Below are 24035 nucleotides of genomic sequence, written 5' to 3' on the forward strand. Positions count from 1 at the left end.
ACTACCCTCCGCGCATGGCGCATACACCGGAACTCCCTGAGCGCCCGTCGTTGAACGGGCTGGAAGCGACCTGGGCGGCTCGGTGGGACGAGGTAGGCGTCTACGCGTTCCGGGGAGACGGGGATCGGGAGTCGGTCTTCTCCATCGACACACCACCGCCATCGGTGAGTGGGAGCTTGCACATCGGGCACGTGTTCTCGTACACGCACACGGATGTGATCGCCCGGTACCAGCGGATGCGCGGTAAGGACGTGCTGTATCCGATGGGGTGGGACGACAACGGTCTGCCTACCGAGCGGCGCGTGCAGTTGGTGCACAAGGTGCGGTGTGACCCTTCGCTGCCCTACGAGCCTGGCTTTGTGCCTACGGGCAAGCCGACTGCGGTGTCGCGGCGGAACTTCGTGGAGTTGTGCGCGCAGCAGACCGCGCTGGATGAGCAGGCCTACGAAGCCTTGTGGCGGCGCCTCGGGCTGTCCGTCGACTGGTCACGGACCTATACGACCATCGGTGCGCGGGCGCAGCGGTTGTCGCAACGGTCGTTCCTGGGACTACTCGCGGCGGGTCAGGCCTACCAGGCTGAGGCGCCGACGTTGTGGGATGTCGGGTTTGGGACGGCGGTGGCCCAGGCAGACGTCGAGCACCGGCCGTTCAAGGGTGCCTGGCACACGCTGCGGTTCGGCGATGGCATCGAGGTGGAGACAACGCGGCCGGAGTTGCTACCTGCGTGCGTGGCGCTCATCGCTCACCCTGACGACGACAGGCATAGAGCGCTGATCGGGACAACCGTGCGCACGCCGCTGTTTGACGTGCCTGTGCCTGTGTTGGCCCACCACGAGGCGGATCCGGAGCGCGGTAGCGGGCTGGTGATGTGCTGCACCTTCGGTGACCTCACCGATGTGCGGTGGTGGCGCGAACTGAGCCTGCCGGTGCGGGCGGCGATCGGCCGCGATGGGCGTTTCCTGCCCGATGCTCCCGAAGGTGTGCCGCAAGAGCCGTACTCGGCGCTCGTGGGCGCGACCGTCCACACGGCACGTGAGCGGGTGGTGTCGCTGCTGCGCGCGGACGGGTCTCTCGTGGGTGAGCCGCGGCCGGTGGAGCGGCCGGTGGCGTTCTACGAGCGCGGTGACAAGCCGTTGGAGATCGTGTCCGGGCGGCAGTGGTTCGTCCGATCAGCCGGACATCGGGAAGTCCTGCGGGAGCGCGGCCGCGAACTCGACTGGCAGCCCGCGCGGATGCACGCGCGCTACGAGAGCTGGGTGGACGGCCTCGCGGGCGACTGGTTGGTGAGCCGTCAGCGGTTCTTCGGCGTGCCGTTCCCGCTGTGGTACCCGCTGGACTCGGACGGGGAACCGGACCACGGCAGCCCGATCCTGCCTACAGCGCTTCCGGTCGATCCGGCGTCCGAGACCCCACCCGGCTACACGGCCGATCAGCGCGATGTGCCCGGTGGGTTCACCGCCGATCCGGACGTGATGGACACCTGGGCGACGTCATCGCTAACGCCGCTGCTTGTGTGTGGGGCTGACGATGATCCTGACTTGTTCGCCAAGACCTATCCGATGGATCTGCGGCCACAGGCTCACGAGATCATCCGCACCTGGTTGTTCAGCACCGTCCTGCGCGCCCACACCGAGACGGGTGTGCTGCCGTGGCGGCGGGCGGCGATCTCTGGCTGGGTGGTGACTCCTGACCGGCACAAGCTGAGCAAGAAGTCCGGTAGCGCTACCTCACCGGATGACCTTCTCGACCGATACGGCGCTGACGCAGTGCGGTACTGGGCAGCGTCAGCGCGGCCAGGCGTGGACACCGTGTTCGACGAGGCCAAGATGCGCGTGGGGCGCAGGCTGGCGACCAAGCTGCTCAACGCCAGCCGGTTCGCGCTGGGCATGGGTGCGGGCGGCCAGCCGACCGCCCCGCTGGATCTAGCACTGCTCGCCGAATTGGACGAGGTGGTGGCGGGCGCGACGGCGGCTCTAGAGGCGTCCGACTACGCCGAGGCGTTGGAACTGGTGGAGCGGTTCTTCTGGTTCTGGTGTGACGACTACATCGAACTGGTCAAGGACAGGGCCTACGGCGAAGACGACTCCGCGAGAGCAACTCTCCGTATAGCTCTGTCGGCGGTGCAGCGCCTCTTGGCCCCGTTCCTGCCGTTCGCGACCGAGGAATCGTGGTCGTGGTGGCAAGAGGGTTCGGTGCACACCGCGCCCTGGCCTGTGGTGACCGGCAGTAGCGGGGACATCGGTCTTCTCCGAACCACGGTGACGGTGCTCGCCGCGGTTCGGCGGGTCAAGTCCGAGGCCCGGAGATCACTGCGGTGGCGGGTCGACGAAGTGATCGTGACCTGCTCGGACGCTCGCGTGACGGCGCTCACGGCTGCGGAGGGTGACCTACGAGCGGCCGGGGCCATCCAGACGATCAAATACGCCCGTTCGGATGATGATCGGGTGGAGGTCCAGGCCACGCTGGCGGCCGAGTAGCGCTGTGACCTGGACCACGTCCACCCCTGGTGATCCACTCCGGGGCGGGTGTGCACCTACGCGCTGTGTACCCGCCACGGAGGCGTGGCGGCGGTCTGCGCCGTTCGGGTGACACTGCGCGACGGCTGAGCGGCGATCGTGACCGTTGGTCCGGCCTCGGCCGCCGCTCACCGCAGCACGAGCGGTCCGCGCGGGCATCCTGTTAACACGGGCTGTGGCCATATCGATGAGGAGTTCACCAGGCAGTCGACACCTCAACCAGCCCGGCACGCCGGGTTGGATCGCCCTTGGGGGCCGGTGGACCAACGTGAGTACGGCGATCACGCGGCGTTACAAGATGCCGCGTGGCGCCGCCGAGTGCGCGCGTCGGCGCAAGCCGACGTGAAGGCGATGCTGCGCAGGACGCGACGTCGCCGTCTTGAGCGTTGGCTCGTGACGTCGATGCTGCTGGTCGCCGTGGTGGCCGTGGTGATGCTGCTGGCCGGGGTCGGGGTGTTCGACCGGTCCGGCCACCCCGGGCAGCCGGGCGGCGCCGGGGAGGAACCGGGCGCCGAGAACGTGGTCGACCTCAACCGCCCGTTCGCGCTGACACCCGCCGCGCACTGGGCCGACGGCGAGGCCGGGATCACGACCCCGCCCGCGATGCAGGTCGGCGAGTTCAGCGCCGAGGAGGTCGCCGACGCCACCCGCCAGGTCAAGGACGTGCTGGTGGCCAGCAGGCTCGACCCGGCGATGCTGCGCGACCACAACCCCGACCGCTACCTCGGCATGCTCGCCCCCGACGTGGCCAGGCAGCTGCGGCCGCTGTTCGGCTCCGGCAACGAGCGCCAGGTCCAGGCCCTGGTCAGCATGATCGACAACGGCTCCCGGCTGCTGCCCGCGGCGCCGAAGGTCAAGGGCTCGATGCGGGTCGAGGCGGGCAAGGCGGGCGAGCTGGTGGTGCACACCAACTACGTGTTCGCCTACGCCTTCACCGCCGACGACGTCGCCCTCCCGCTGGACCCGATGAGCGTGATCGTCGTGGTCCGCGCCGACATCGAGTACGTGATGCGCAAGGGCGCGCGGTGGGCGCCGGGCAGCCTGGGGCTGTGGTACGAGAAGGTCGACGGCTTCTACTACTCGATCTCCTGCGACGCCTACGCCAAGGGCTTCATCGCCTCGGACTACCACGACCGCACGCCGACGCGGACGAAGGCCAAGCACGACAAGGTCACGTACTTCGACCCGGAAGCCGACATCCCGCTGGAAAGCGGCTGCCCCAGCTAGGCACCTGTGGACAACTTTTTGCAGGGTTGACACAGATAGCCGACGATGAGTCGCATGGTCAGCACACCGCCAGAACGCGACGTCGACGAAGCCGAGCTGGATGTCACCGAGCGCAAGACGTGGGCCGCCGGGATCCCGGGGGTCGCCACATCGCTGCGCCGGGGCGTGGAGCAGATGGGCGCCCTGCGCACGGGCGCCACGCTGCGGTTACTGAACCAGCGCGAGGGGTTCGACTGCCCCGGCTGCGCCTGGCCGGAGCCGCGCGGGCACCGCGCGGCGGCCGAGTTCTGCGAGAACGGCGCCAAGGCGGTGGCCGAGGAGGCGACCCGGCGGCGGGTGGGGCCGGAGTTCTTCGCCGAGCACCCGGTGGCCGAGCTGGCCGAGCGCACGGACTACTGGCTGGGCCAACAGGGCCGGATCACCCAGCCGGTGGTGCTGCGCCCGGGGGCGACGCACTACACGCCGATCGACTGGTCGGAGGCCTTCGAGCTGATCGCCGGGCAGCTGCGCGCACTGTCCACACCGGACGAGGCGCTGTTCTACACCTCGGGGCGCACCAGCAACGAGGCCGCGTTCCTCTACCAGCTGCTGGTGCGGTCGTTCGGTACCAACAACCTGCCGGACTGCTCGAACATGTGCCACGAGTCCTCCGGTGCCGCGCTCGCCGAGACCACCGGCGTCGGCAAGGGATCGGTGACGCTGGAGGACATCACCCGGGCGGACCTGCTGGTGGTGGTCGGGCAGAACCCGGGGACCAACCACCCCCGGATGCTGACCGCGCTGGAGAAGGCGAAGGCGAACGGGGCGCGGATCATCGCGGTCAACCCGCTGCCGGAGGCGGGGCTGCTGCGGTTCAAGAACCCGCAGAAGGTGCGGGGGCTGCTGGGCAAGGGCACGGCGCTGGCGGACGTGTTCTGCCAGATCCGGCTCGGCGGCGACCAGGCGCTGTTCCAGGCCATCGGGCACCTGCTGCTGAAGTGGGAGCGGGAGCGGCCCGGTCAGGTGGTGGACCAGGACTTCGTGAGCGGGCGGACCGAGGGGTTCGAGGAGTACGCCGCGCACGTCGCCGACCTGGACTGGGCCGAGGTGGACGCGGCCACCGGGCTCGACCGGGCCGAGGTCGAGCAGGTCGCGCGGATGTTCGCCGAGTCGGAGCGGACGATCGTGTGCTGGGCGATGGGGCTGACCCAGCACAAGCACTCCGTGCCGACGATCCGGGAGATCGCCAACGTGGTGCTGCTGCGCGGGATGATCGGGAAGCCGGGGGCCGGGCTGTGCCCGGTGCGGGGGCACTCGAACGTGCAGGGCGACCGCACCATGGGCATCTGGGAGAAGATGCCGGAGAAGTTCCTGGCCGCGCTGGACACCGAGTTCGGCATCACCTCGCCGCGCTCGCACGGGCTGGACACGGTCGGCGCGATCCGGGCGATGCGCGACGGCAAGGCGAAGGTGTTCATGGCGGTCGGCGGGAACTTCGCCTCCGCCAGCCCGGACACCGCGGTGACCGAGGCGGCGCTGCGGGCGTGCGACTTAACAGTGCACGTGTCGACGAAGCTGAACCGGTCGCACGTGGTCCACGGGCGCACCGCGTTGATCCTGCCGACCCGGGGGCGCACCGAACGCGATACCCAGGCGTCCGGCGAGCAGTTCGTGACGGTCGAGGACTCGATGTCGGTGGTGCACCGGTCCCGTGGGCGGCTGGAGCCCGCGTCGCCGGACCTGATGTCGGAGGTCGGGATCGTGTGCGGGCTGGCGCAGGCGCTGTTCGGGGCCTCGCACTCGGTGCCGTGGGCGTCGCTGTCGGGCGACTACGACCTGATCCGCGATCGGATCTCGCGCGTGGTGCCGGGGTGCTCCGACTACAACGCGCGGGTGCGGGAGCCGGACGGGTTCGTGCTGCCGCACGCGCCGCGGGACTCGCGGGAGTTCACGGGTACGCGCACGGGGAAGGCAGTGTTCACGGCGAACCCGTTGACAGTGCTGCGCGTACCGCCCGGTCGACTGCTGCTGCAAACCCTGCGCAGCCACGACCAGTACAACACCACGATCTACGGCCTCGACGACCGCTACCGCGGCATCAAGGACGGGCGCCGCGTGGTGCTGGTCAACCCCGCCGACATCACGGCACTGGGGTTGGCCGACGGTCAACTGGTCACCCTCATCAGCGAGTGGCCGGACGACCCGACAGGGGTGACGGAACGGCACGCCCACCGCTTCCGCGTGGTCGCCTACGACACGGCCCGGGGCTGCGCCGCCGCCTACTTCCCCGAGGCGAACTCCCTGATCCCGCTCGACTCGACCGCCGACACGTCGAACACCCCCACGTCGAAGTCGGTCGTCGTGCGCCTGGAAGCGGAGGTGGTGTGACAACGGCCCGGGTACCGGTCGCGGTGTGACGTGCGCCTCATGGTTGGGTGGCATCGGAGTGACGGTCCTGGCGTTGATGCTGGTGACCGACCGACTCGCCGATGAGGGAGCCCTCGATGTCCGCGCCCGAGACGCTGACCATGTACTCCACCACCTGGTGCGGCTACTGCCGCAGGCTCAAGACGCAACTGGACGCCGAGGGCATCGAGTACGTCGAGGTCGACATCGAGGAGACCCCGGGCGCCGCCGAGTACGTCATGTCCGTCAACGGCGGCAACCAGACCGTCCCGACCCTGCACTTCCCCAACGGCGCCGCGCTGACCAACCCGTCACTGGCGCAGGTGAAGGCAGAGCTGGGCTGAGCCGGGCTCAGTCAACGCGGACCGCTGCGGGGTGGTGGGACAACCACCATCCCGCGTGATCGGCGCACCGACGCGAGTGGTCGGGTTGCCCGGGCGGTAGTTCGGACGTCAGGCGGTCCGGACGTCAGGCGGTCCGGTGGCCTCGGAAGAGGAGCCAGAGCAGCCAGGCCTGGAAGAGGGCCGCGCCGACGAGGGTGGCGCTCGCGGTGATGCCGTCCCAGGGGTGGGGTAGTTCGGGCACCAGGATGATCAGCAGCGACGCGGGCAGGGTCACCGCCACAGCAAGCACCGGCGCGAACGAGGCGTCGGCGGACTCGTTGACCGCCAGCACCACGGCCACGACGGCGAACACCACGGTGATGACGGCGATGTACCCCAGCACCACCTTGCGCGCCGCCCGTCGATTGCTCCACCTGGTGGCCCGGCCGCTTGTCGTCACCCCGACAAGCCTGCCGGTTCCCCAGCACGCCCGCACGAGGACCATCTCCGCACCGCAGACCCGCTCACCCACCCGTGCTGGGCCGAGAAGGGGCCTCGGGACTAGGCGCGGAGGAGGGCCATGGCGGCGTTGTGGCCGCCCAGGCCACTCACGCCGCCGCCGCGTTGGGTGGCGCTGGCGCAGAGGTGGAGGTTGGGGGTGTCGGTTTCCACGCCCCAGCCGGTGCCGTGGGGCCAGGTCAGGGGGCCGTGGAAGATGTTGCCGCGGGGCATGGCGAGTTCGGCTTCCAGGTCTTGCGGGGTGCGGGCTTCCAGGCAGGGGACGCCGTTGGTGGTGGAGAGGCAGGATTCGACGGGGTCCAGGAGGTAGCGGTTGAGGCCGGCGAGGTAGCGGTTCACCAGTTCGTCGCGGGCGTTCGGGTCGGCGAACAGGGTGTCGGGGGTGTGCAGGCCGAACAGGGTCAGGGTGTGGGCGGTTGGGGAGTCCACAATGGACCTGTCGGTGAGGGTGTGGCAGTACATCTCGCCCGGTGGGCGGGTTGGCAGTCGACCGGACGCGCTCTCGCGGTAGGCGGTTTCCAGGTCGTCGTAGGTCTCGTCCAGGTGGAAGGTGCCCGCGAAGGCGTCCTCCGGGCGGACGCCGGACTTCAAGCGGGGCAGGCGGTCCAGCAGGAGGTTGACCTTCAGCTGGGCACCGGGCGCGGCCGGGCGGGCGGGTCGACCCAGCAGTCGGTCGAGCACCGAGGGGGCGACGCCCGCGAGGACGTGGCGGGCGCCGACGGTGATCTCCTCGTCGGCGTGCCGGCAGACGACCTCGGCGGTGACTCCGTCCGCGGCAACGGAAACGACCTCGGCGTCGGTCAGCAGCCGGGCGCCGGACTCGCGGGCGACGCGGGCCAGTTCGCTGGTCACCGCGCCCATGCCGCCGACCGGGACGCGCCAGTCGCCCGTGCCGTTGCCGATGACGTGGTACAGGAAGCAGCGGTTCGCGGCGAGGTCCGGGTCGGCCAGCGAGGTGTGGGTGCCGATCAGGCCGTCAGTGGCGACGACGCCCCGGACGACGTCGTTGGTGAAGACCTCTTCCAACGTCTCGGCCAAGGGCTGCTCGAACACCCACCGCCAAGCGTCTGAGCCCGCGGCGGAGATCACGAGCTCGCGGAGAGCCTCACGACTGGGCAACGGTTCCAGCATCGTCGGCGCGACAGCCTCCGCCAGCCGTGCCATAGCACCGTAGAACTCGCGCCAGCGGTCGTACTCAGCGTCAGAGCCGGTAAGAGCGCGGAACGACTCCGCCGTGTCAGCACCACCCACCAGCAGACCGGTATGCACGCCGTCGCGTTCAACTGGGGTGTAAGAGGAAACCGACCGAGAGCGCAGTGTCAGCCGTAGGCCAAGGTCGGACACGATCTGATCCGGAAGCAAGCTGACAAGGTAGGAGTACCGCGACAAGCGCACCCCAGGGAACGGGCTAGCGCTAACAGCGGCACCGCCGACATGACCGAGCCGTTCCACTACGAGTACCGAGCGTCCGGCGCGGGCGAGGTAGGCGGCGGCGACTAGAGCGTTGTGCCCGCCGCCCACCACGACAACGTCATATGCGTCCACCCAGCCGACCGTACTGGCCCGCGGGCGAACAGCCTATGTGCGCAGGTAAGAGGCCCCATTGAGGTCAAGGATCGTCCCCGACGCCCACAGCGCCTCCGCCGACGCCAGGTAGACCACCGCCCCGGCGATCTCCTCCGGCGTCGCGACCCGGTCGAACGGGCTCTGCGCGCGGATCGCCTCCCCCGCCGACCCCGCCAGCCGCTCGGACACCCGCTCGGTGTTGACGAACCCCGGCGCCACCGACGTGACCGCGATCCCGTGCGGGGCCAGCGCGACCGCCAGGGACTGCCCCAGCGCGTGCAGACCGGCCTTGCTCGCGCCGTACGCCGGGTGCTGCGGCTCGCCGCGGAAGGCACCCCGCGAACCGACGTTGACGATCCGGCCGCCGCCGCCCTGCTCGATCATCCGCACCGCGACCTGGTGGGTCAGGTTGGCCGCGCCGAGCAGGTTGACCGCGAGCACGTCCTGCCAGGCTTTGGTCCATTCCTCATACGACGTGGTCACCGGCGGGTGCGCCGGGGTGAGCACCGCGGCGTTGTTCACCAGCACGTCCACGCCACCAAGACCGTCCACGACGGCTTCGACGAACGGCGGGATGGCGGCCGGGTCCGACAGGTCGGCGCCGACGACCAGATGACCATCGCCGGGCAACTCGGCGACGAGCCGCTCGGCCCGATCCACCCGACTGGAGTAGTGCACCGCGATCCGGTCACCCAGCGCGGCGAAAGCGCGGGCCACGGCGGCGCCTATACCACCGGACGCGCCGGTAACCAGTACGCGGCGTGGTGGCCGGGTGCCCTCGGCGCCGGAGTTGTTCCCAGTATTCATGTTCCCACCTTCCCAGTAGCGGTCGAAATGGGAGGTATGACCTCATTGGTATGTACCAATATGGGTGATCCCCCTCCTACCGTCGGGACTTACCCTGCACAACTCGCCCTCAATTGGAGAGCGTGATGAATCGCAAGTTCACCGCTGCCGCACTGGCAGCACTCACGGCGGCAGGCCTGTCCACGGCCATCGCCATGACCCCGGCGGCGACCGCGGGCCAGGCCGCCCCCGCTGTCACCGCCGCCGACTCGACCTCGCCCGAGGTCCTCAGCGCCATGTCCCGGGACCTGAAGATCACCACGGAGCAGGCCAAGCAGCGCCTGAACCGCGAGTACAAGGCGACCAAGACCGAGAGCGCCCTGCGCGGCACCCTCGGCGCGAACTTCGGCGGTGCCTGGCTGGACGCGGGCGCCACCACGCTGACCGTCGCGGTCACCGACGCCGCCAAGGCGGACCAGGTGCGCGGCCTCGGCGCGGTGCCGAAGGTCGTCAGCCGCAGCCAGGCGCAGTTGGACTCGGCCAAGTCCCGGCTCGACGACAACGCGCGCAAGGTGCCCAAGTCCGTCCCGGGCTGGTACGTCGACGTGACCACCAACGCGGTGGTCGTGCTGACCAAGGCGGGCGGACAGGACGCCGCCGCCGCGTGGGTCAAGGCCAGCGGCCTCGACACCGCCGCCGTGCGCTTCGAGACCTCGGCCGAGGAGCCACGGCCGTTCATCGACGTCATCGGTGGCAACGCCTACAGCTTCGGCGGCAGCCGCTGCTCGATCGGGTTCTCGGTCGAGGGCGGGTTCGTCACCGCGGGCCACTGCGGCACGGCGGGCACCCAGACCACCAACCCCAGCGGGTCGGTCGTCGCGTCGAGCTTCCCCGGCAACGACTACGGCTGGGTCCGCGTCGCCGCGGGCAACACCCCCCGGCCGCTGGTCAACCGCTACTCCGGCGGCCAGAACGTGGCCGTCGCGGGCAGCACCGAGGCCGCCGTCGGCGCGTCGGTCTGCCGCTCCGGCTCCACCACGGGCTGGCGCTGCGGCACCATCCAGCAGAAGAACTCCTCGGTGACCTACCCCCAGGGCACCGTGACCGGCCTGACCCGGACCAGCGCGTGCGCCGAGCCGGGCGACTCGGGCGGTTCGTGGCTGGCGGGCGACCAGGCGCAGGGCGTCACCTCCGGTGGCTCGGGCAACTGCAGCCAGGGCGGCACCTTCTACTTCCAGCCGGTCAACGAGATCCTGCAGGTCTACAGCCTGCGCCTGCTGACCCAGGGTGGTCCGAACCCGACCACCAACCCCACCACGACCACCTCCGGTAACCCCGGTGGCGGTACCTGGGCCGCTTACACCAACTACGCGGTTGGCGCGACTGTCACCTACGGCGGCGCCAGCTACCGGGCCATCCAGGGTCACTACTCCCTGCCTGGCTGGGAGCCGCCGAACGTGCCGTCGCTGTGGGCACGGTCCTGACCCAGGACTGACGCGGTAACCCCCTGAGCGGGCCGCTCCCGACGAACGCAGGCGTCGGGAGCGGCCCACCTTTCATTTCCGGGCCTAGGCTTGGGCGCATGGGACGGGTGACGGTGCGCAGGCCGGTGGTCCGGGTCGGTCCGGACGGGCGGCGGAGCAGGCCGGACGCGCTGGCGGCCGAGGAGCCGCTGGAGATCCGGGTCGGCGGGCGGGCCCTGGCGGTCACCATGCGCACCCCGGGGCACGACGTGGAACTGGCGCACGGGTTCCTGCTGACCGAGGGGGTCATCGGGGACCGGGCCGACATCGCGGTCGCCCGCTACTGCGACGGCGTCGACGACCAGGGGCGCAACACCTACAACGTGCTCGACATCGCCCTCGCCGACGGTGTCCCGCCGCCGGATGTAGGGGTGGAACGGAACTTCTACACGACCTCGTCCTGCGGGGTCTGCGGCAAGGCGGCGCTGGACGCGGTCCGGCTCAAGACGCGGTACTCCCCCGCCGCCGACCCGGTGCGGGTATCGGTGGACGTGCTGGCCGGGCTGCCGGACGTGCTGCGCGAGAAGCAGAAGGTGTTCGGCAGCACCGGGGGCCTGCACGCGGCCGGACTGTTCACCCCGGACGGTCGGGCACTGGTGGTCCGGGAGGACGTCGGGCGGCACAACGCGGTCGACAAGGTGCTGGGCTGGGCGCTGCAGCAGGGACTGGTGCCGCTCGCCGGGACGGTGCTGCTGGTGTCGGGGCGGGCGTCGTTCGAACTGGTGCAGAAGGCCGCGATGGCGGGCGTGCCGGTGCTGGCGGCGGTGTCGGCGCCGTCGTCGCTGGCGGTGGAACTGGCGGACGAGCAGGGGATGACGCTGGTCGGGTTCCTGCGCGGCGAGACGATGAACCTCTACACCGGCGACACACGAGTCGAGTGACCTCGCCGCCGTCCGACACGCCCACCCTCGCCCGCTCGGCGCGCACGGTCGGCACAGACCTCGCGACAGGCCTCGCGACGGGCCTCGCGACGGGCCTCGCGACGGGCCTCGCGACGGGCCTCGCGACGGGCCTCGCGACGGGCCTCGCGACGGGCCTCGACTGCCGTGCCGGCGTCGATCCATCCACATGCCCCCGAACCATCCACAGCCCTTCCGCGCTCCCTATTGACAAACCACCGGGTTCGATAGGTTCAGAGATGGGCCCCCGGGCCCCGGGAGGGAGGGCCCCGGGAGCGGAGTTGATCATGGTGGGCGGCGGCCGCCGGGGTGTAGGGAGCGGGGTGGTGGGCGTGACTCCGGCCGTACTCCGATCGATTGACCGCCGACGAGGTGGTGTCCAGGGCGCGGGCCAGTTTCCACGCGAGGTTCGGGCTGGCAGTGCAGGGTGTGGCGGTCGGGGGCGGGTCGCTGACCTGCGTGTCTGGGGGGTGATGTCGGCAACATCGCGCGACCCGCTCGGCTGGTCGGGGGGTCATTTTCGGGGGGTGCGCACAGTCTGTGTCTGAACCGAGAAACGTCGGCGGCGCCGGACACGATTGAGTGGGGTGACGAACCCGGGCGCGGCTGGGGTCCGTCAAAGGTTCGGGGAGGGACCATGGCGGGATTCGGGTCGGTGCGGGTGAGCAGGCGGACGCTGCTCGTCGCGGGGGCCGCTGCTGCCACGACCGGGGGGATCGCGCTCGGGGCGGCGACCGGTGCGTTGCCGGTGCTCACCGCGCTCGCCGAGGCCGTCGGTGGGGTCGACCCGGTGATCCGGACCGAGCGGGTGCGGTCGACGGCGCGGGGGACCGATGTCGACCTGGTCACCATGCTGCCCACGGAACTGCCCGCGCGGAACCTGCCCGTCTGCCTGTTCCTGCACGGCCTGCGCGGCAACGCCCGCCGCGCCGCCCCCACCGGGCTGGCCCGCACGCTGGCCAAGCGCGTCGCCGACGGCACGCTGCCGCCGTTCGCCTTCGTCGCCATCGACGGCGGCGACAACTACTGGCACGAGAACCACGTCGGCGACAACTCCATGGCCATGCTGCTCGACGAGATCCCCCGCTGGCTGGCCCAGCGCGGCCTCTCGACCGACCCGTTCGCCTGCGCGGGCGTCTCCATGGGCGGCTTCGGCGCCCTGCTCTACGCCCGCCGCCGCGCCGAACTGGGCAGGCCGCTCAACGCCGTGGCCGCCATCTCCCCCGGTCTGCTGATGTCCTGGCGCGAGATGAGCACCCGCCGCGCCTTCAAGAACAACACCGAGTGGACCGCGCTCGACCCGCTGCGCAACATCGACAAGCTCGGCCGCACCCCGGTCGGCATCTGGTGCGGCACCGAGGACCACTTCATCGAGGGCACCCGCAAGTTCATCCGCCTGGCCAAGCCCGAGGTCGCCTACACCGGCCCCGGCGGCCACGGCGACTCCTTCTACCGCGGCGTGGTCCCCTCGGTGCTCGACTTCCTCGGCAAGCACGCCCCCAACGCCGCCGCCCAGGGGTAATCGGCGGGCGTCCGGGGCGCGTGCGGCTCGTTGAGCAGAACAGTGACACCCGATTCCCGCAGCTCAGCCACGCTCCGGTGGAACACCCGGTTCCCGGCCAGCGCCGAGTTCACGTACGGCATGGCCACGATGGGCACGCCGAGGCCGGTGAGTTCGGCGAGCTGGATCAGGACGTAGGTGTCCGCGATCCCGGCGGCCCACTTGTTGATCGTGTTGTAGGTCGCGGGGGCGACCACCACGGCGTCGGCCTGGGGAAGTGCCTGCTGCCGTGGCCCCTGGTGCGTGGTGCGGACCGGGTGCCCCGTGCGGCGTTCGAGATCGTCGAGGTCGAGGAAGTGCTCAACGGCGGACGGGGTGGCCAGGCACCAGACGTCCCACTCGGGCAATGCCAGGTCGACCATGGCGGCAACGCTCTTGGCCGGACCGGCACCGCAGACCACCAGGTAGAGAACCGGCTTGCTCACGCGGCGACCCCCGCGCGCTCAGCGATCCCGGCGACAAGACCGGCTGGCGCACCCGTGGTGTGGCGCAACAACGTGCGAACCAGACCATGCGCGACCGGCCGACACCTGACCTCCTCCGGTGCGACCCGCTCAGCCTGGGCGAGCACGTGCGCGGCCCTGTGGTGCTCGGCGACGGCGATGTGGGCCTCGGTGAGGTCGAGCAGGAGGTTCGCCTTCCGCTCGGGAGTGAGGCCAGTGGGATCGATGGTCCTGGCAGTCTCGATGGCCTTCCCGGGCTCCCCCAGCCTGACCAGCGCGGCGACGCGGTGCACGCGCACATTGGCCACCCCGAAACAGGTCTGGTGGTCGGCGAAGTGCGGCTCGAACCGACCCGCCACCGCGGACGCCTGCTCGTGCATCTCCCCTGCGAACCCCGCGTCGCCCAGATCAGCCGCGGTGATCGAGGCGGCGAGGAACAACATCCCGTACACCGCCAGCAAATCCGCCTCGTCCGCCACGACCTGCCCGCGCACCCGATCCGCCACCCCCGTCAGCACCGCGACAGCCTGCTGCGTCCGCCCCATCGCCCGCGCCACACTCCTGGTCGCCCTCGCCAGTGACCAGGGATCGTCAACCCCCTGCGCGGCGTGCATGGCCCGGTCGGCGGCGAGCCACGCGAGATCGGTGGAGTCGAACTTCACCAGCACCGACGAGGCCAGCCGGTAGGTCGACACCTTCACCCGGTGCGCTGACAACTGGTCCGGCGCAGCCACGACCGCACGCCGCGCGTCGGCCATCAAGCTGGGCAGGTGGCGGGCCACAACGGTGAAACGCGAGGACAACCAGGCGTGGTCGAGGTAGGTCGCCTGACGCGTCACCGCGGCCAAGTCGACTGGGCGATCGTCATCGACGTACTGGCCGAGAGCGGCGCGGATCGCGGCGACCTCGGTGGGATCGACGCACTGCTGCGCGCGGTCGGCTGCGCGGCGATCGGTGAGGACACCCGGCTCGATCCCCAGGACCTCCGCGACGCGCTCGATCAGGGGAAGGCGTTCGAGTGCCCGCTCACCGGACTCGACCTTGTCGAGCCAGGAGGTGGACCGGCCGACGAGGTCGGCGAACTGCTTGCGGCCGAGCCGCCTGCGATCGCGCCAGTACCGCACCCGCGCACCGACCTCGAACGAGTCCTCCACGCCCCAAGACTAACCGCCACCAGGTCACACATTTTGTCCGAACCATCACCGTCAGTCGCCACTAGCGTGACGGCCGCACCCACGGCCGTGGGAATCGCACGACGACGACGAAAGGTCACCATGCACACGGCGCTAGACGTCAACACCTGGGCGATAGTCGGCCCAGGCTGCCGGATCACGCACGTGGTGAACAGCCACGAAGACGTCTCGCTGCACTTCGGCAGCGAGATGGACGATGCCGTCGAGTTCGTCCTGACCGAGGACGGTCTCGACCGGTTGGTGTCGGTCGCGGCCACGGCGTTGGCCGACTTGCGGGCTGCGAGGGTGCTCGCGGGCGTCGTCGGCCAGAAGTCCTGACACCGCAGGCGGCAGACATGCCCCTGTGATCTACGGCCGGAGCGGAGGTTCACCCGGTCGAGGGCATGCGGGTGGAGTCGCCCGATGGGGGAATGGCTGAGGCCGCCTGCCCCGGGCGGGGAGGCGGCCTCAGTCTGCTTGCTGGGGTCTCAGGCCGACTTCTCGCGGCGTTCGCGGCGGGAGGGTTGGCGGGAGACGATGGTGGGGTTGACGTTCTCGCGGACGGTCTGCTCGGTGATGACGACCTTGGCCACGTCGGTGCGGCTGGGGATGTCGTACATGACCGACTGGAGGACTTCCTCCATGATGGCGCGCAGGCCGCGGGCGCCGGTGCCGCGCAGGATCGCCTGGTCGGCGACGGCCTCGAGGGCGGTGTCGGTGAACTCGAGTTCGACGCCGTCCATCTCGAAGAGCTTCTGGTACTGCTTGACCAGGGCGTTGCGCGGCTCGGTGAGGATCTGCACGAGCGAGCGCTTGTCGAGGTTGGTGACGCTGGCCAGCACCGGCAGGCGGCCGATGAACTCCGGGATCAGGCCGAACTTGATCAGGTCCTCCGGCATGGTGTCGGAGAAGACCTCGGCGGCGTCGATGTCGGCCTTGGAGCGGATCTCGGCGCCGAAGCCCAGGCCGCGCTTGCCGATGCGGTCCTGGATGATCTTCTCCAGGCCCGCGAACGCACCGGCCACGATGAACAGCACGTTCGTCGTGTCGATCTGGATGAACTCCTGGTGCGGGTGCTTGCGGCCGCCCTGCGGGGGCACGCTGGCGGTGGTGCCCTCGAGGATCTTGAGCAGGGCCTGCTGCACGCCCTCGCCGGAGACGTCGCGGGTGATCGACGGGTTCTCGCTCTTGCGGGCGATCTTGTCGACCTCGTCGATGTAGATGATGCCGGTCTCGGCGCGCTTGACGTCGTAGTCGGCGGCCTGGATCAGCTTGAGCAGGATGTTCTCGACGTCCTCGCCGACGTAGCCCGCCTCGGTGAGGGCGGTGGCGTCGGCGATGGCGAACGGCACGTTGAGGAGCTTGGCGAGGGTCTGCGCGAGGTAGGTCTTGCCGCAGCCGGTCGGGCCCAACATGAGGATGTTGGACTTGGCCAGCTCGACGGTCTCCTCGCGGGACTCGCGGCCCTCTGGCCGGGCGCGGTCACCGGCCTGGATGCGCTTGTAGTGGTTGTAGACCGCCACGGCCAGCGAGCGCTTGGCGTCGTCCTGGCCGATGACGTACTGGTCGAGGAACTCGTGGATCTCGGCGGGCTTGGGCAGCTCGTCGAGCTTCACGTCGCCCGCCTCCGCGAGCTCCTCCTCGATGATCTCGTTGCAGAGGTCGATGCACTCATCGCAGATGTACACGCCTGGTCCGGCGATGAGCTTCTTCACCTGCTTCTGGCTCTTCCCGCAGAAAGAGCACTTGAGCAGGTCTCCGCCGTCACCGATACGTGCCATGACCGCTGACCTCTGTCCCCTCCGGCGCGCCCGGGGCGGCACGCCTGGCTGTGTGTCCGGCTCGTCCGGTCCCGGTCACGCGCGGCACGAGGAGAACCGCGGCGTGACCGGGCCGGTCGCGACCGTTGCCCTCGACGGTACCCGCCCACCCCCGCCGAGCGGGAGAAGCAAGGACCGACGCGAGCCGATCTGCTGCACTGCGCATGTCGAGCAGGTGTCGAACCTTAGTCGACCACGGTAGGCCGCTGACGGCCCGCGTGTCGGGTCTTTTCGACCGCTCACCGCCTCAGGCGAGGGATTTCGCCCACTCAGCCCTGGGTGGAGAGCTTGCGGTAGGGCAGCACCTCGTCGATGATGCCGTACTCCTTGGCCTCGGCGGCGGTGAGGATCTTGTCGCGCTCGATGTCGCGGCGGACCTGGTCGACGTCCTTGCCGGTGTGCCTGGCCAGGGTGGTCTCCAGCGCGCCGCGGACCCGCTGGATCTCGGCGGCCTGGATCTCGAGGTCCGACACCTGGCCGTAGACGCCCTCGGTGGAGGGCTGGTGGATGAGCACGCGCACGTTGGGCAGCGCGAACCGCTTGCCCTTGGTGCCCGCGGCCAGCAGCACGGCGGCGGCGGAGGCGGCCTGGCCCAGGCAGAACGTCTGGATGTCGGGCCGGACGTACTGCATCGTGTCGTAGATGGCCATCAACGAGGTGAACGAACCACCCGGGGAGTTGATGTACATGGTGATGTCGCGGTCGGGGTCGGTCGACTCCAGGTAGATCAGCTGCGCCATCACGTCGTTGGCGGAGGCGTCGTCGATCTGGACGCCGAGGAAGATGACCCGCTCCTCGAACAGCTTGTTGTACGGGTTGGACTCCTTGGGCCCGTAGCTCGTGCGCTCCACGAAGGACGGCAGCACGTAGCGGGACTGCGGGAGGTGCGGGACGTGGATCTCACTCACGAGGTGCTCCTGTTTTCTCTGCGTCCGCGGCCGGGATCAGTTCGCCGAGCCCACGCGGGCCGCGCGGCTCACCACGTGGTCGATGAAGCCGTACTCCTTGGCCTCCTCCGCGGTGAACCAGCGGTCGCGGTCCGCGTCGAGGGTGACCTTCTCCACCGTCTGGCCGGTCTGCTCCGCGGTGATCAGCGCCATCTCGTACTTCCACTTCGCGTACACCTGCGCGCGGATGGCGATGTCGGACGCGGTGCCGCCGACGCCCGCCGAGGGCTGGTGCATCATGATCCGGGCGTGCGGGAGCGCGTAGCGCTTGCCCGGGGTGCCGGAGGCGAGCAGGAACTGGCCCATCGACGCCGCCAGGCCCATCCCCCAGGTGGCCACGTCCGGCTCGATCAGCTGCATGGTGTCGTAGATCGCCATGCCCGCGGTGACGGAGCCACCAGGGGAGTTGATGTAGAAGGTGATGTCGCGCTCGGGGTCTTCCGCGGCGAGCAGCAGCAGCTGCGCGGTGATGCGGTTGGCGATCTCGTCGTCGACCTCGGAACCGAGGAAGACGATGCGCTCACGGAGCAGCCGCTCGTACACCGAGTCGTTCAGGGTTAGCCCCGCGGTGGACCGCATGTGGGGCGAGAGGTGCTGCGTCACGTCTGCCTGCCTTCTCCAAGTCTGCCTGGGTACAACTAGATCTCTAGACCGACAGTAACGAAGGCGGGCGGCGCCGACTTCCCGACACCGCCCACTTTCGCTCAGAGCGTCAAACCGACTTCAGCCTTCCGGGTGGCTACCGCGCCGCCGCTTCCTCGGCCGGGGCCTCGGTGGTGGCCTCGGGGGCCGGGGCGGGCGCGTCGTCCTCGGCGGCACCGAACAGCTCGGTGAGGTCGACCTTGTTGCCGGAGGCGTCCACCACGTCGGCCTGGCGGACGACCGAGGCGAGCGCCTTGCCGCGGCGCACGTCGGCGAAGATCGCGCCGAGCTGGCCGGACTGCTGGGCGCGCTGCACGTACTCGTCCGGGCTGATGCCGAAGCGCTGGGCCTGGTAGATGATCCGCTCGGTCAGCTCGGCGTCGGACACCGAGACCTGCTCGGACTCGGCGATGGCGTCGAGGATGAGCTGGGTCTTGACCGACTTCTCCGACTCGGCGAGCACCTCGGCGTCGAAGTCTTCGCGGGTCTTGTCCTGGGTGGCGAGGTGGGCGTTGAGCTTCTCCTCGTCGTGGTCGAACGGGTGCACCGCGTCGTGCTGGCGGGAGGACACCTCGGCCTCGACGACCTTGTCCGGCAGCGGCACCTCGACGACGTCGAGCAGCGCGTCGAGGACCTTGTCGCGGGCCTGGACGCCCTGCTGCATGCGCTTGACCCGCTCCAGCCGCTCGCGCAGGTCGGCGCGCAGCTCCTCGACGGTGTCGAACTCGCTGGCGAGCTGGGCGAACTCGTCGTCCACCTCGGGCAGCTCGCGGACCTTGACCGACTGGACGGTGACCGACACGTCGGCGTCGCGGCCCGCGAACTCACCGGCGACGAGCGCGGTGGTGAAGGTCTTGGTGTCCCCGGCGGAGGCGCCGAGCAGGGCCTCGTCGATGCCGTCGATCAGCTCGCCGGAGCCGACCTGGTAGGACAGGCCGCTGGTCTTGGCGTCCTCGACCTCCTCGCCGTCCACCGTGGCGGAGAGGTCGATGGAGACGAAGTCGCCGTCCTCGACCGGGCGGGTGGCACCGGTGAGGGTGCCGAAGCGGGCGCGCAGCTCGTCGAGCTGCTCCTCGACCTCGGTGTCGGCGAGCTCGACGTCGTCGACGGTCACGGTGAACTCGCCGAAGGCGGGCACGGTGATGTCGGGGCGGATGTCGACCTCGGCGGTGAACGCCAGGTGGTCGCCGTCCTCGAGCTTGGTGACCTCGATGTCGGGCTGGCCGAGGGCCTTGATCTCGCCCGCGGTCACCGCCTCCATGTACTTGGCCGGGATGGCCTCGTTGACCACCTCGTCGAGCACCGGCGCGCGGCCGATGCGGGACTCGATGACCCTCGCTGGCGCCTTGCCCGGGCGGAACCCGGGGATGCGGACCTGGCTGGCGAGCTTGCGGTACGCGCGGTCGAAGTTCGGCTTGAGCTCGTCGAACGGCACCTCGACGTTGATCCGGACCCGCGTCGGGCTCAGCTGCTCGACGGTGCTTTTCAACGTGTTCTCCTCGTGCGACTGTCTACGACAACTGCGGTTGCTGTGGTGACGGAGCACCCTCTCGGGACCCCTGGGTCCAGCCCGGTCGGACACGCGTGGCCTGGATCAGCCCCCGAGTCTAGGCGAGCTTGCCCAGGTCGGGACCGGGTGGGGTCGGCTGCGCCGCCGCGAGGGCGCCGATGGTGCGCAGTGCGTGGTCAGGGGAGCCGGTGAGCTCGACCATCGCGATGACGTGGTCGATCCCGGAGACGGCCGCGGCGTCCCGCAGACCGCGCGCGCAGTGGGCGGGATCGCCGACTGGGTGAAGGTCGCACAGGTGCCTCGCGTACGCCACTGGATCTCGGTCGGGACCAGGGCCGCCGTCGACCCTGATGTAGGCGGCGAGGCCGTCCGCGAGCCAGCCGGGGGCGGTGGCCATGACCTCGGCGACGGCCTCTTCGCGCGAGTCGGAGACGTGGACGGAGATTGCGGAGACGTGCTCGGCGTCGGTAGGGCCACCTTGGGCGCGGTAGTGGTCTACGAACGCGCGCTTCTCCTCGTTGGTCATGTGCATGCCGAGCAACATGGGCAGGCCGCGAGCCGCTGCCAGCTCGACCGTCGCGTGAGAGGTGCAAGCGACGTGGACGGTCGGTGGGGTTAGCGGTGTCGGTACGAGTGGGACTGACCGAAATGGATAGTCGGCATCACCTTCGACGGTTGGGTCTTTCAGTGCTCGGAGGAGAAGGTCGAGGGCGCCGGGCATGCCGTTCTGATAGCGCTCTAGAGACGAACCGAAGACCTCTAGGTCCATCCACGGGCCACCACGCCCAACGCCTAGCCGGAAGCGGTTGTCGCTGATGACGCTGAGCAGCCGTGCGCGCTCTGCCAACGCGACGGGGTGCGCTGTCGTGAGAACGCTTACCGCTGTCCCGATCTCGATGCGGTTAGTGCGACCCAGGAGGTGCGCGGCAAGAGTCGTGGCGTCCGGGCAGGTGCCGTAGGGCATGAAGTGGTGCTCGGCGACCCAGGCACTGGCCAGGCCCGCCCGGTCGGCGGCGACAGCGACCTCGACGGTGCGCTTGAGGGCATCGGCGTCGCTCTGCCCGGGGAAGCGGGCGGCGAGGAGGAACACTCCGAGTTTCACCCTTCCTGCTCGTACCGGGCCGGGTGGCGGCCGGGCAAGCGGCAGCCGGGTGATCGCGACTGGGCCGAACCGGTGGCGGGTCTTGTCCGGTGTTCAACGAACGCGGTACGCAGTACCAGCGGCCCTCCCGCCGCCCATGACCTGGAGGTGCGGATGTCTCTCGATGTGCCTGCCGACCTGTTGGCACGCGCCGAAGCGGGCCCCGTTGACGACGCCGACTTCGTCGCCGTGGTCCGCGACTCGCTGCCTTACGCCTGGGAGGTGATCTCGTCGGTGGCGACCTCGGTCGACGCCTCCGGGTTCGCCGATAACGAGATCCCCCCGCCGAGCGAGGCCGAGCGCGGCCAACTGCTGCGCGCGCTCGCCTCCGACGCGATCCGGGGCGGCCTGGAGCGCCACTTCGGCGTCAAGCTCGCCTTCCAGAACTGCCACCGCGTCGCCGCCTTCACCCCGTCGGCGGTGGACGGCGACCGCTACCGCGCGTTCATCTCCCCGCGCGGCCAACTCCTCAACCAGTCCCCCGAGCTCCGCGACTGCTAGGCCAGGCAGGGGGCGGGCGGACCAGGCGGGAAGCGACCTCCCGCCCCGCCGCCCCCTGCCGTCCCGTGGCACAGGACCACCGTCGCCAGTCCTGGTGACGTGCTGGTCACCCGCGACGCCACGCCCTCGCCAAGGCGACGAGCACGCACCGTGGGGGCGCCGGGGGCTCGGCCCCCGGGAATGAAAAACGGGCGACCCGGTCCACGCTGTTCCGTGGACACGGGTCGCCCGTCGCCTGTCGGGCTGACAGGATTTGAACCTGCGACCCTCCGCTCCCAAAGCGGATGCGCTACCAAGCTGCGCCACAGCCCGGGGTGTGTGTCACCCAGCCTAGCGGCACGCGCTAGGCTTATTCACGCGTGGTACCCCAAGACACGTACGCGGGCGTAGCTCAATGGTAGAGCCCTAGTCTTCCAAACTAGCTACGCGGGTTCGATTCCCGTCGCCCGCTCGATCGGGGTCGGCATGCGCCCGCGGAATGCGCGGGCCTGCCGATCTCGCACCTCATTTCCGGGAGCGACCCCCGGACCCCACGGCGCGGGACGTCCCGATGTGGATCCGGCGACTCAGCCCGGTCGTCCCGGCAGGCCATTATCAGGTCTCATCGGCTTTCGTCACTTGGGAACGTTCCCAGCCCATGTTTCCCTGGGAAGGGGCGACCGTCGCCGTTGAATCGTCGGGGGGTGTGGTGTGAGCCACAGCCAGGCGGGTGATTTTCGGTCACGGGCGTGAAGAACGGGTCAACGGCCGTGGTGCCGGTGACCGCTTGTTCGGTAGGCAGGGACCATGTCGCAATCCGGCTATTTCGACCTAGCGAAGTCCTTGTCCGTTCGGAGAACCGTGGTCGGGGCGGGGGTGGTGGTGCTCGACGACGCCGGGCTGGTGTTGCTGGTCCGCGCGGACGGCGGGTACCGGCTGCCCGGCAAGCCGCAACCGGCCACCGAGGCGCTCCCGGTGGCGGCCGTGCGGGCCGTCGAGGCGCTGACCGGGGTGTGGGTGGAGATCACCGGCCTGGTCGGGGTGTTCACCGATCCCGGCGAGCCGTGGAGCGCGGAGCTGGCGATCTGCTTCCGCGGCCGCCCGGTCGGCGGTCGGCTGTCGTCCGCGCGGGCGGCCTGGCTCGAGCCCGAGCGGCTGCACGAGCTGCCGGTGTCCGAGGCCACCCGCACCGTCATCGAGCACAGCCTCGACGGCGAGACCTACTTCACGTGATCAACACTCGCCCGGCCGGGTGACGCGCGTACGCCACACCGTGGACCGAGTCCCCGTCCCGGTAGTCGCGTACGCCCATCCCGGCCCCGGGGCGGAAATCCCTGGCGGGCTCCGGGGATCTGCCGTAAACACCCGGTCGTGGACACCTACACCGTGCGGCAGCAGACCACCGACGAGGCGGCGACGACACCAGCGGTGCTGGCGGCGGCGTTCCTGGCCAACCACAGCATCGAGGAGATCCGGGCCAAGGAGGTCGGGCTCACCGAGCACTCGGTGAACCTGGGCGCCTACGCGGGCGACCGCCAGGTCGGCGCGGCCCAGGTGCAGGACCGCGGCCTCCGGGTCCCGGGCGGGGCACTGGTGCGGGTCGCCGGGCTCACCTCGGTGGCGGTCGCACCGGACCACCGCAGGCGCGGCGTGCTGACGAAGATCATGCGCGCCGTCCTGCCCCGGTCCGGCCAGGCGGTGTCGGCGCTGTGGGCTTCGGAATCGGCCATCTACGGGCGGTACGGGTACGGGGTGGCCAGCGAGATCACCCACTTCACGGTGCCGACGAAGGTGCCGTTCCGAGTCGGAGTCGACGCCGACCCGACCGTGGTGCGCGAGCTACCGCGGGAGGAGGCCATGCCGGTGGTCCGCGGGCTCTACGAGCGGTTCGCCGAGACCACGGTGGGGCCGCTGACGCGCATCGATGGCAACTGGGACTACCACTTCTACGACTCCGCCCGAGTGCAGGCGGGGCGCACGCCGCTCCGCTTCGCCGTGCACCCGGACGGGTACGCCGTCTACCGGGCGCAACCGAAGTGGACTGACAACGGGCCGGGCGGGACCCTGTTCGTGCACGAGTTCATCGCCAACACGCCCCAAGCGGTCACCGGCCTATGGCGCTACCTGCTCGACATCGACCTCGTGACTACGGTCGAGTACGAGGGCAGTGGAGACGACCCGCTGACGTTGCTGCTACCTGACTCCCGGATCGCACTACGGAAGCGATTTCACGCGCTGCACATCCGCCTGACCGACCTGGAACGCGCGTTGCCTCTACGCGGATATCTGGCGCCGGTGGACGTCGTGGTCGAGGTGGCTGACGCGTTCTGCCCGTGGAACACGGGTCGGTGGCACCTAGTCGCCAACGGTGGTCAGATGACCGTGGCGAGCACCGAAGCGGCACCGGACCTAGAGCTGGATGTTCGGGATCTAGGCGCGGCCTACCTAGGCGGTATCCGATTGAGCACTCTTGCCGCCGCAGGCCTGGTGCGCGAACACACGGTGGGAGCGGCGGCGGCGCTGTCGAACGCGATGCTCGCCGAGCGCGAGCCGTCCTGCCGCGAGGTGTTCTGAG

General features: G+C 70.0%; 21 protein-coding genes and 2 tRNA genes. 12 read left to right on the forward strand and 11 right to left on the reverse strand.

What is annotated here, in order from left to right:
- Positions 1-14 precede the first annotated feature (14 nt).
- From valS to BMY07_RS11085, 4 genes are all read left to right on the forward strand, one after another.
- Entirely contained in the window at positions 15-2477 is a 2463-nt protein-coding gene (gene valS / locus BMY07_RS11070; RefSeq protein ID WP_092777145.1) for a valine--tRNA ligase, read from the forward strand.
- 297 nt (positions 2478-2774) lie between these two features.
- Positions 2775-3743, forward strand: coding sequence for a hypothetical protein (locus BMY07_RS11075; RefSeq protein ID WP_143073435.1), 969 nt, complete (start codon positions 2775-2777; stop codon positions 3741-3743).
- A gap of 54 nt (positions 3744-3797) precedes the next feature.
- Entirely contained in the window at positions 3798-6110 is a 2313-nt protein-coding gene (locus BMY07_RS11080) for an FdhF/YdeP family oxidoreductase (RefSeq protein ID WP_092777149.1), read from the forward strand.
- Between the two features lie 116 nt (positions 6111-6226).
- Positions 6227-6472 (forward strand): mycoredoxin, encoded by a 246-nt coding sequence (locus BMY07_RS11085; protein WP_092777151.1) that lies wholly within the window; start codon positions 6227-6229, stop codon positions 6470-6472.
- A gap of 124 nt (positions 6473-6596) precedes the next feature.
- On the opposite strand, the gene BMY07_RS11090 is transcribed toward BMY07_RS11085, so the two are convergent.
- The 3 genes from BMY07_RS11090 to BMY07_RS11100 are packed head-to-tail and all read right to left on the reverse strand — an operon-like array spanning position 6597 to position 9343.
- Positions 6597-6956 carry an SCO4225 family membrane protein gene (locus BMY07_RS11090; protein ID WP_143073436.1) on the reverse strand — a complete coding sequence of 120 codons (360 nt, stop codon included), beginning with the start codon at positions 6954-6956 and terminating at the stop codon, positions 6597-6599.
- A gap of 56 nt (positions 6957-7012) precedes the next feature.
- Positions 7013-8515: a phytoene desaturase family protein gene (locus BMY07_RS11095; RefSeq protein WP_092777155.1), complete on the reverse strand. Its 1503-nt coding sequence runs from the start codon at positions 8513-8515 to the stop codon at positions 7013-7015.
- Positions 8516-8548: 33 nt separating this feature from the next.
- Positions 8549-9343: an SDR family NAD(P)-dependent oxidoreductase gene (locus BMY07_RS11100; protein ID WP_092777157.1), complete on the reverse strand. Its 795-nt coding sequence runs from the start codon at positions 9341-9343 to the stop codon at positions 8549-8551.
- A gap of 125 nt (positions 9344-9468) precedes the next feature.
- Between BMY07_RS11100 and BMY07_RS11105 the strand changes: the two genes are divergently transcribed.
- The 3 genes from BMY07_RS11105 (at position 9469) to BMY07_RS11120 (ending at position 13266) form a co-directional block, all read left to right on the forward strand.
- Positions 9469-10806 carry an alpha-lytic protease prodomain-containing protein gene (locus BMY07_RS11105; RefSeq protein ID WP_092777159.1) on the forward strand — a complete coding sequence of 446 codons (1338 nt, stop codon included), beginning with the start codon at positions 9469-9471 and terminating at the stop codon, positions 10804-10806.
- 98 nt (positions 10807-10904) lie between these two features.
- Entirely contained in the window at positions 10905-11726 is an 822-nt protein-coding gene (gene fdhD / locus BMY07_RS11110) for a formate dehydrogenase accessory sulfurtransferase FdhD (RefSeq protein WP_092777161.1), read from the forward strand.
- A gap of 655 nt (positions 11727-12381) precedes the next feature.
- A complete protein-coding gene (locus tag BMY07_RS11120) occupies positions 12382-13266 on the forward strand; it encodes an alpha/beta hydrolase (protein ID WP_092777165.1) in 885 nt (294 codons plus the stop codon).
- On the opposite strand, the gene BMY07_RS11125 is transcribed toward BMY07_RS11120, so the two are convergent.
- The gene (locus BMY07_RS11125) at positions 13194-13730 is read right to left on the reverse strand and encodes a flavoprotein (RefSeq protein ID WP_177215523.1); all 537 of its coding nucleotides are present in this window, start codon (positions 13728-13730) and stop codon (positions 13194-13196) included. The two genes, BMY07_RS11120 and BMY07_RS11125, sit on opposite strands and share 73 nt — an antisense overlap.
- Positions 13727-14902, reverse strand: a complete 1176-nt coding sequence (locus tag BMY07_RS11130) for a helix-turn-helix domain-containing protein (RefSeq protein WP_092777167.1) — start codon at positions 14900-14902, stop codon at positions 13727-13729. The genes BMY07_RS11125 and BMY07_RS11130 overlap by 4 nt, the downstream gene beginning before the upstream one ends.
- Before the next feature lie 120 nt (positions 14903-15022).
- Here BMY07_RS11130 and BMY07_RS11135 point away from each other — a divergent pair, with 120 nt between their 5' ends.
- Positions 15023-15259 carry a hypothetical protein gene (locus BMY07_RS11135; RefSeq protein WP_092777169.1) on the forward strand — a complete coding sequence of 79 codons (237 nt, stop codon included), beginning with the start codon at positions 15023-15025 and terminating at the stop codon, positions 15257-15259.
- Positions 15260-15408: 149 nt separating this feature from the next.
- Here the strand turns inward: BMY07_RS11135 and clpX are convergent, their stop codons facing one another.
- The 5 genes from clpX to BMY07_RS11160 form a co-directional block, all read right to left on the reverse strand.
- Positions 15409-16701, reverse strand: coding sequence for an ATP-dependent Clp protease ATP-binding subunit ClpX (gene clpX / locus BMY07_RS11140; RefSeq protein WP_092777171.1), 1293 nt, complete (start codon positions 16699-16701; stop codon positions 15409-15411).
- 308 nt (positions 16702-17009) lie between these two features.
- Positions 17010-17639: an ATP-dependent Clp protease proteolytic subunit gene (locus tag BMY07_RS11145; protein ID WP_177215539.1), complete on the reverse strand. Its 630-nt coding sequence runs from the start codon at positions 17637-17639 to the stop codon at positions 17010-17012.
- 45 nt (positions 17640-17684) lie between these two features.
- A complete protein-coding gene (locus tag BMY07_RS11150; protein WP_092777388.1) occupies positions 17685-18266 on the reverse strand; it encodes an ATP-dependent Clp protease proteolytic subunit in 582 nt (193 codons plus the stop codon).
- Between the two features lie 160 nt (positions 18267-18426).
- Entirely contained in the window at positions 18427-19818 is a 1392-nt protein-coding gene (gene tig / locus BMY07_RS11155) for a trigger factor (RefSeq protein WP_092777175.1), read from the reverse strand.
- Positions 19819-19936: 118 nt separating this feature from the next.
- Positions 19937-20941, reverse strand: a complete 1005-nt coding sequence (locus BMY07_RS11160) for an LLM class flavin-dependent oxidoreductase (protein WP_092777177.1) — start codon at positions 20939-20941, stop codon at positions 19937-19939.
- 153 nt (positions 20942-21094) lie between these two features.
- On the opposite strand from BMY07_RS11160, the gene BMY07_RS11165 reads away from it, so the two are divergent.
- A complete protein-coding gene (locus BMY07_RS11165) occupies positions 21095-21481 on the forward strand; it encodes an SCO5389 family protein (RefSeq protein ID WP_092777179.1) in 387 nt (128 codons plus the stop codon).
- 238 nt (positions 21482-21719) lie between these two features.
- Here the strand turns inward: BMY07_RS11165 and BMY07_RS11170 are convergent.
- Positions 21720-21793: transfer RNA gene (locus tag BMY07_RS11170), tRNA-Pro, on the reverse strand.
- A gap of 68 nt (positions 21794-21861) precedes the next feature.
- Between BMY07_RS11170 and BMY07_RS11175 the strand changes: the two genes are divergently transcribed.
- From BMY07_RS11175 to BMY07_RS11185, 3 genes are all read left to right on the forward strand, one after another.
- Positions 21862-21932, forward strand: a tRNA-Gly gene (locus tag BMY07_RS11175).
- Between the two features lie 335 nt (positions 21933-22267).
- Positions 22268-22693 (forward strand): NUDIX hydrolase, encoded by a 426-nt coding sequence (locus BMY07_RS11180; protein ID WP_177215524.1) that lies wholly within the window; start codon positions 22268-22270, stop codon positions 22691-22693.
- Positions 22694-22831: 138 nt separating this feature from the next.
- Positions 22832-24034: a GNAT family N-acetyltransferase gene (locus tag BMY07_RS11185; RefSeq protein WP_177215525.1), complete on the forward strand. Its 1203-nt coding sequence runs from the start codon at positions 22832-22834 to the stop codon at positions 24032-24034.
- The last annotated feature ends 1 nt before the right edge of the window (position 24035 follow it).

Source organism: Actinokineospora terrae (assembly GCF_900111175.1).
Taxonomy (GTDB): domain Bacteria; phylum Actinomycetota; class Actinomycetes; order Mycobacteriales; family Pseudonocardiaceae; genus Actinokineospora; species Actinokineospora terrae.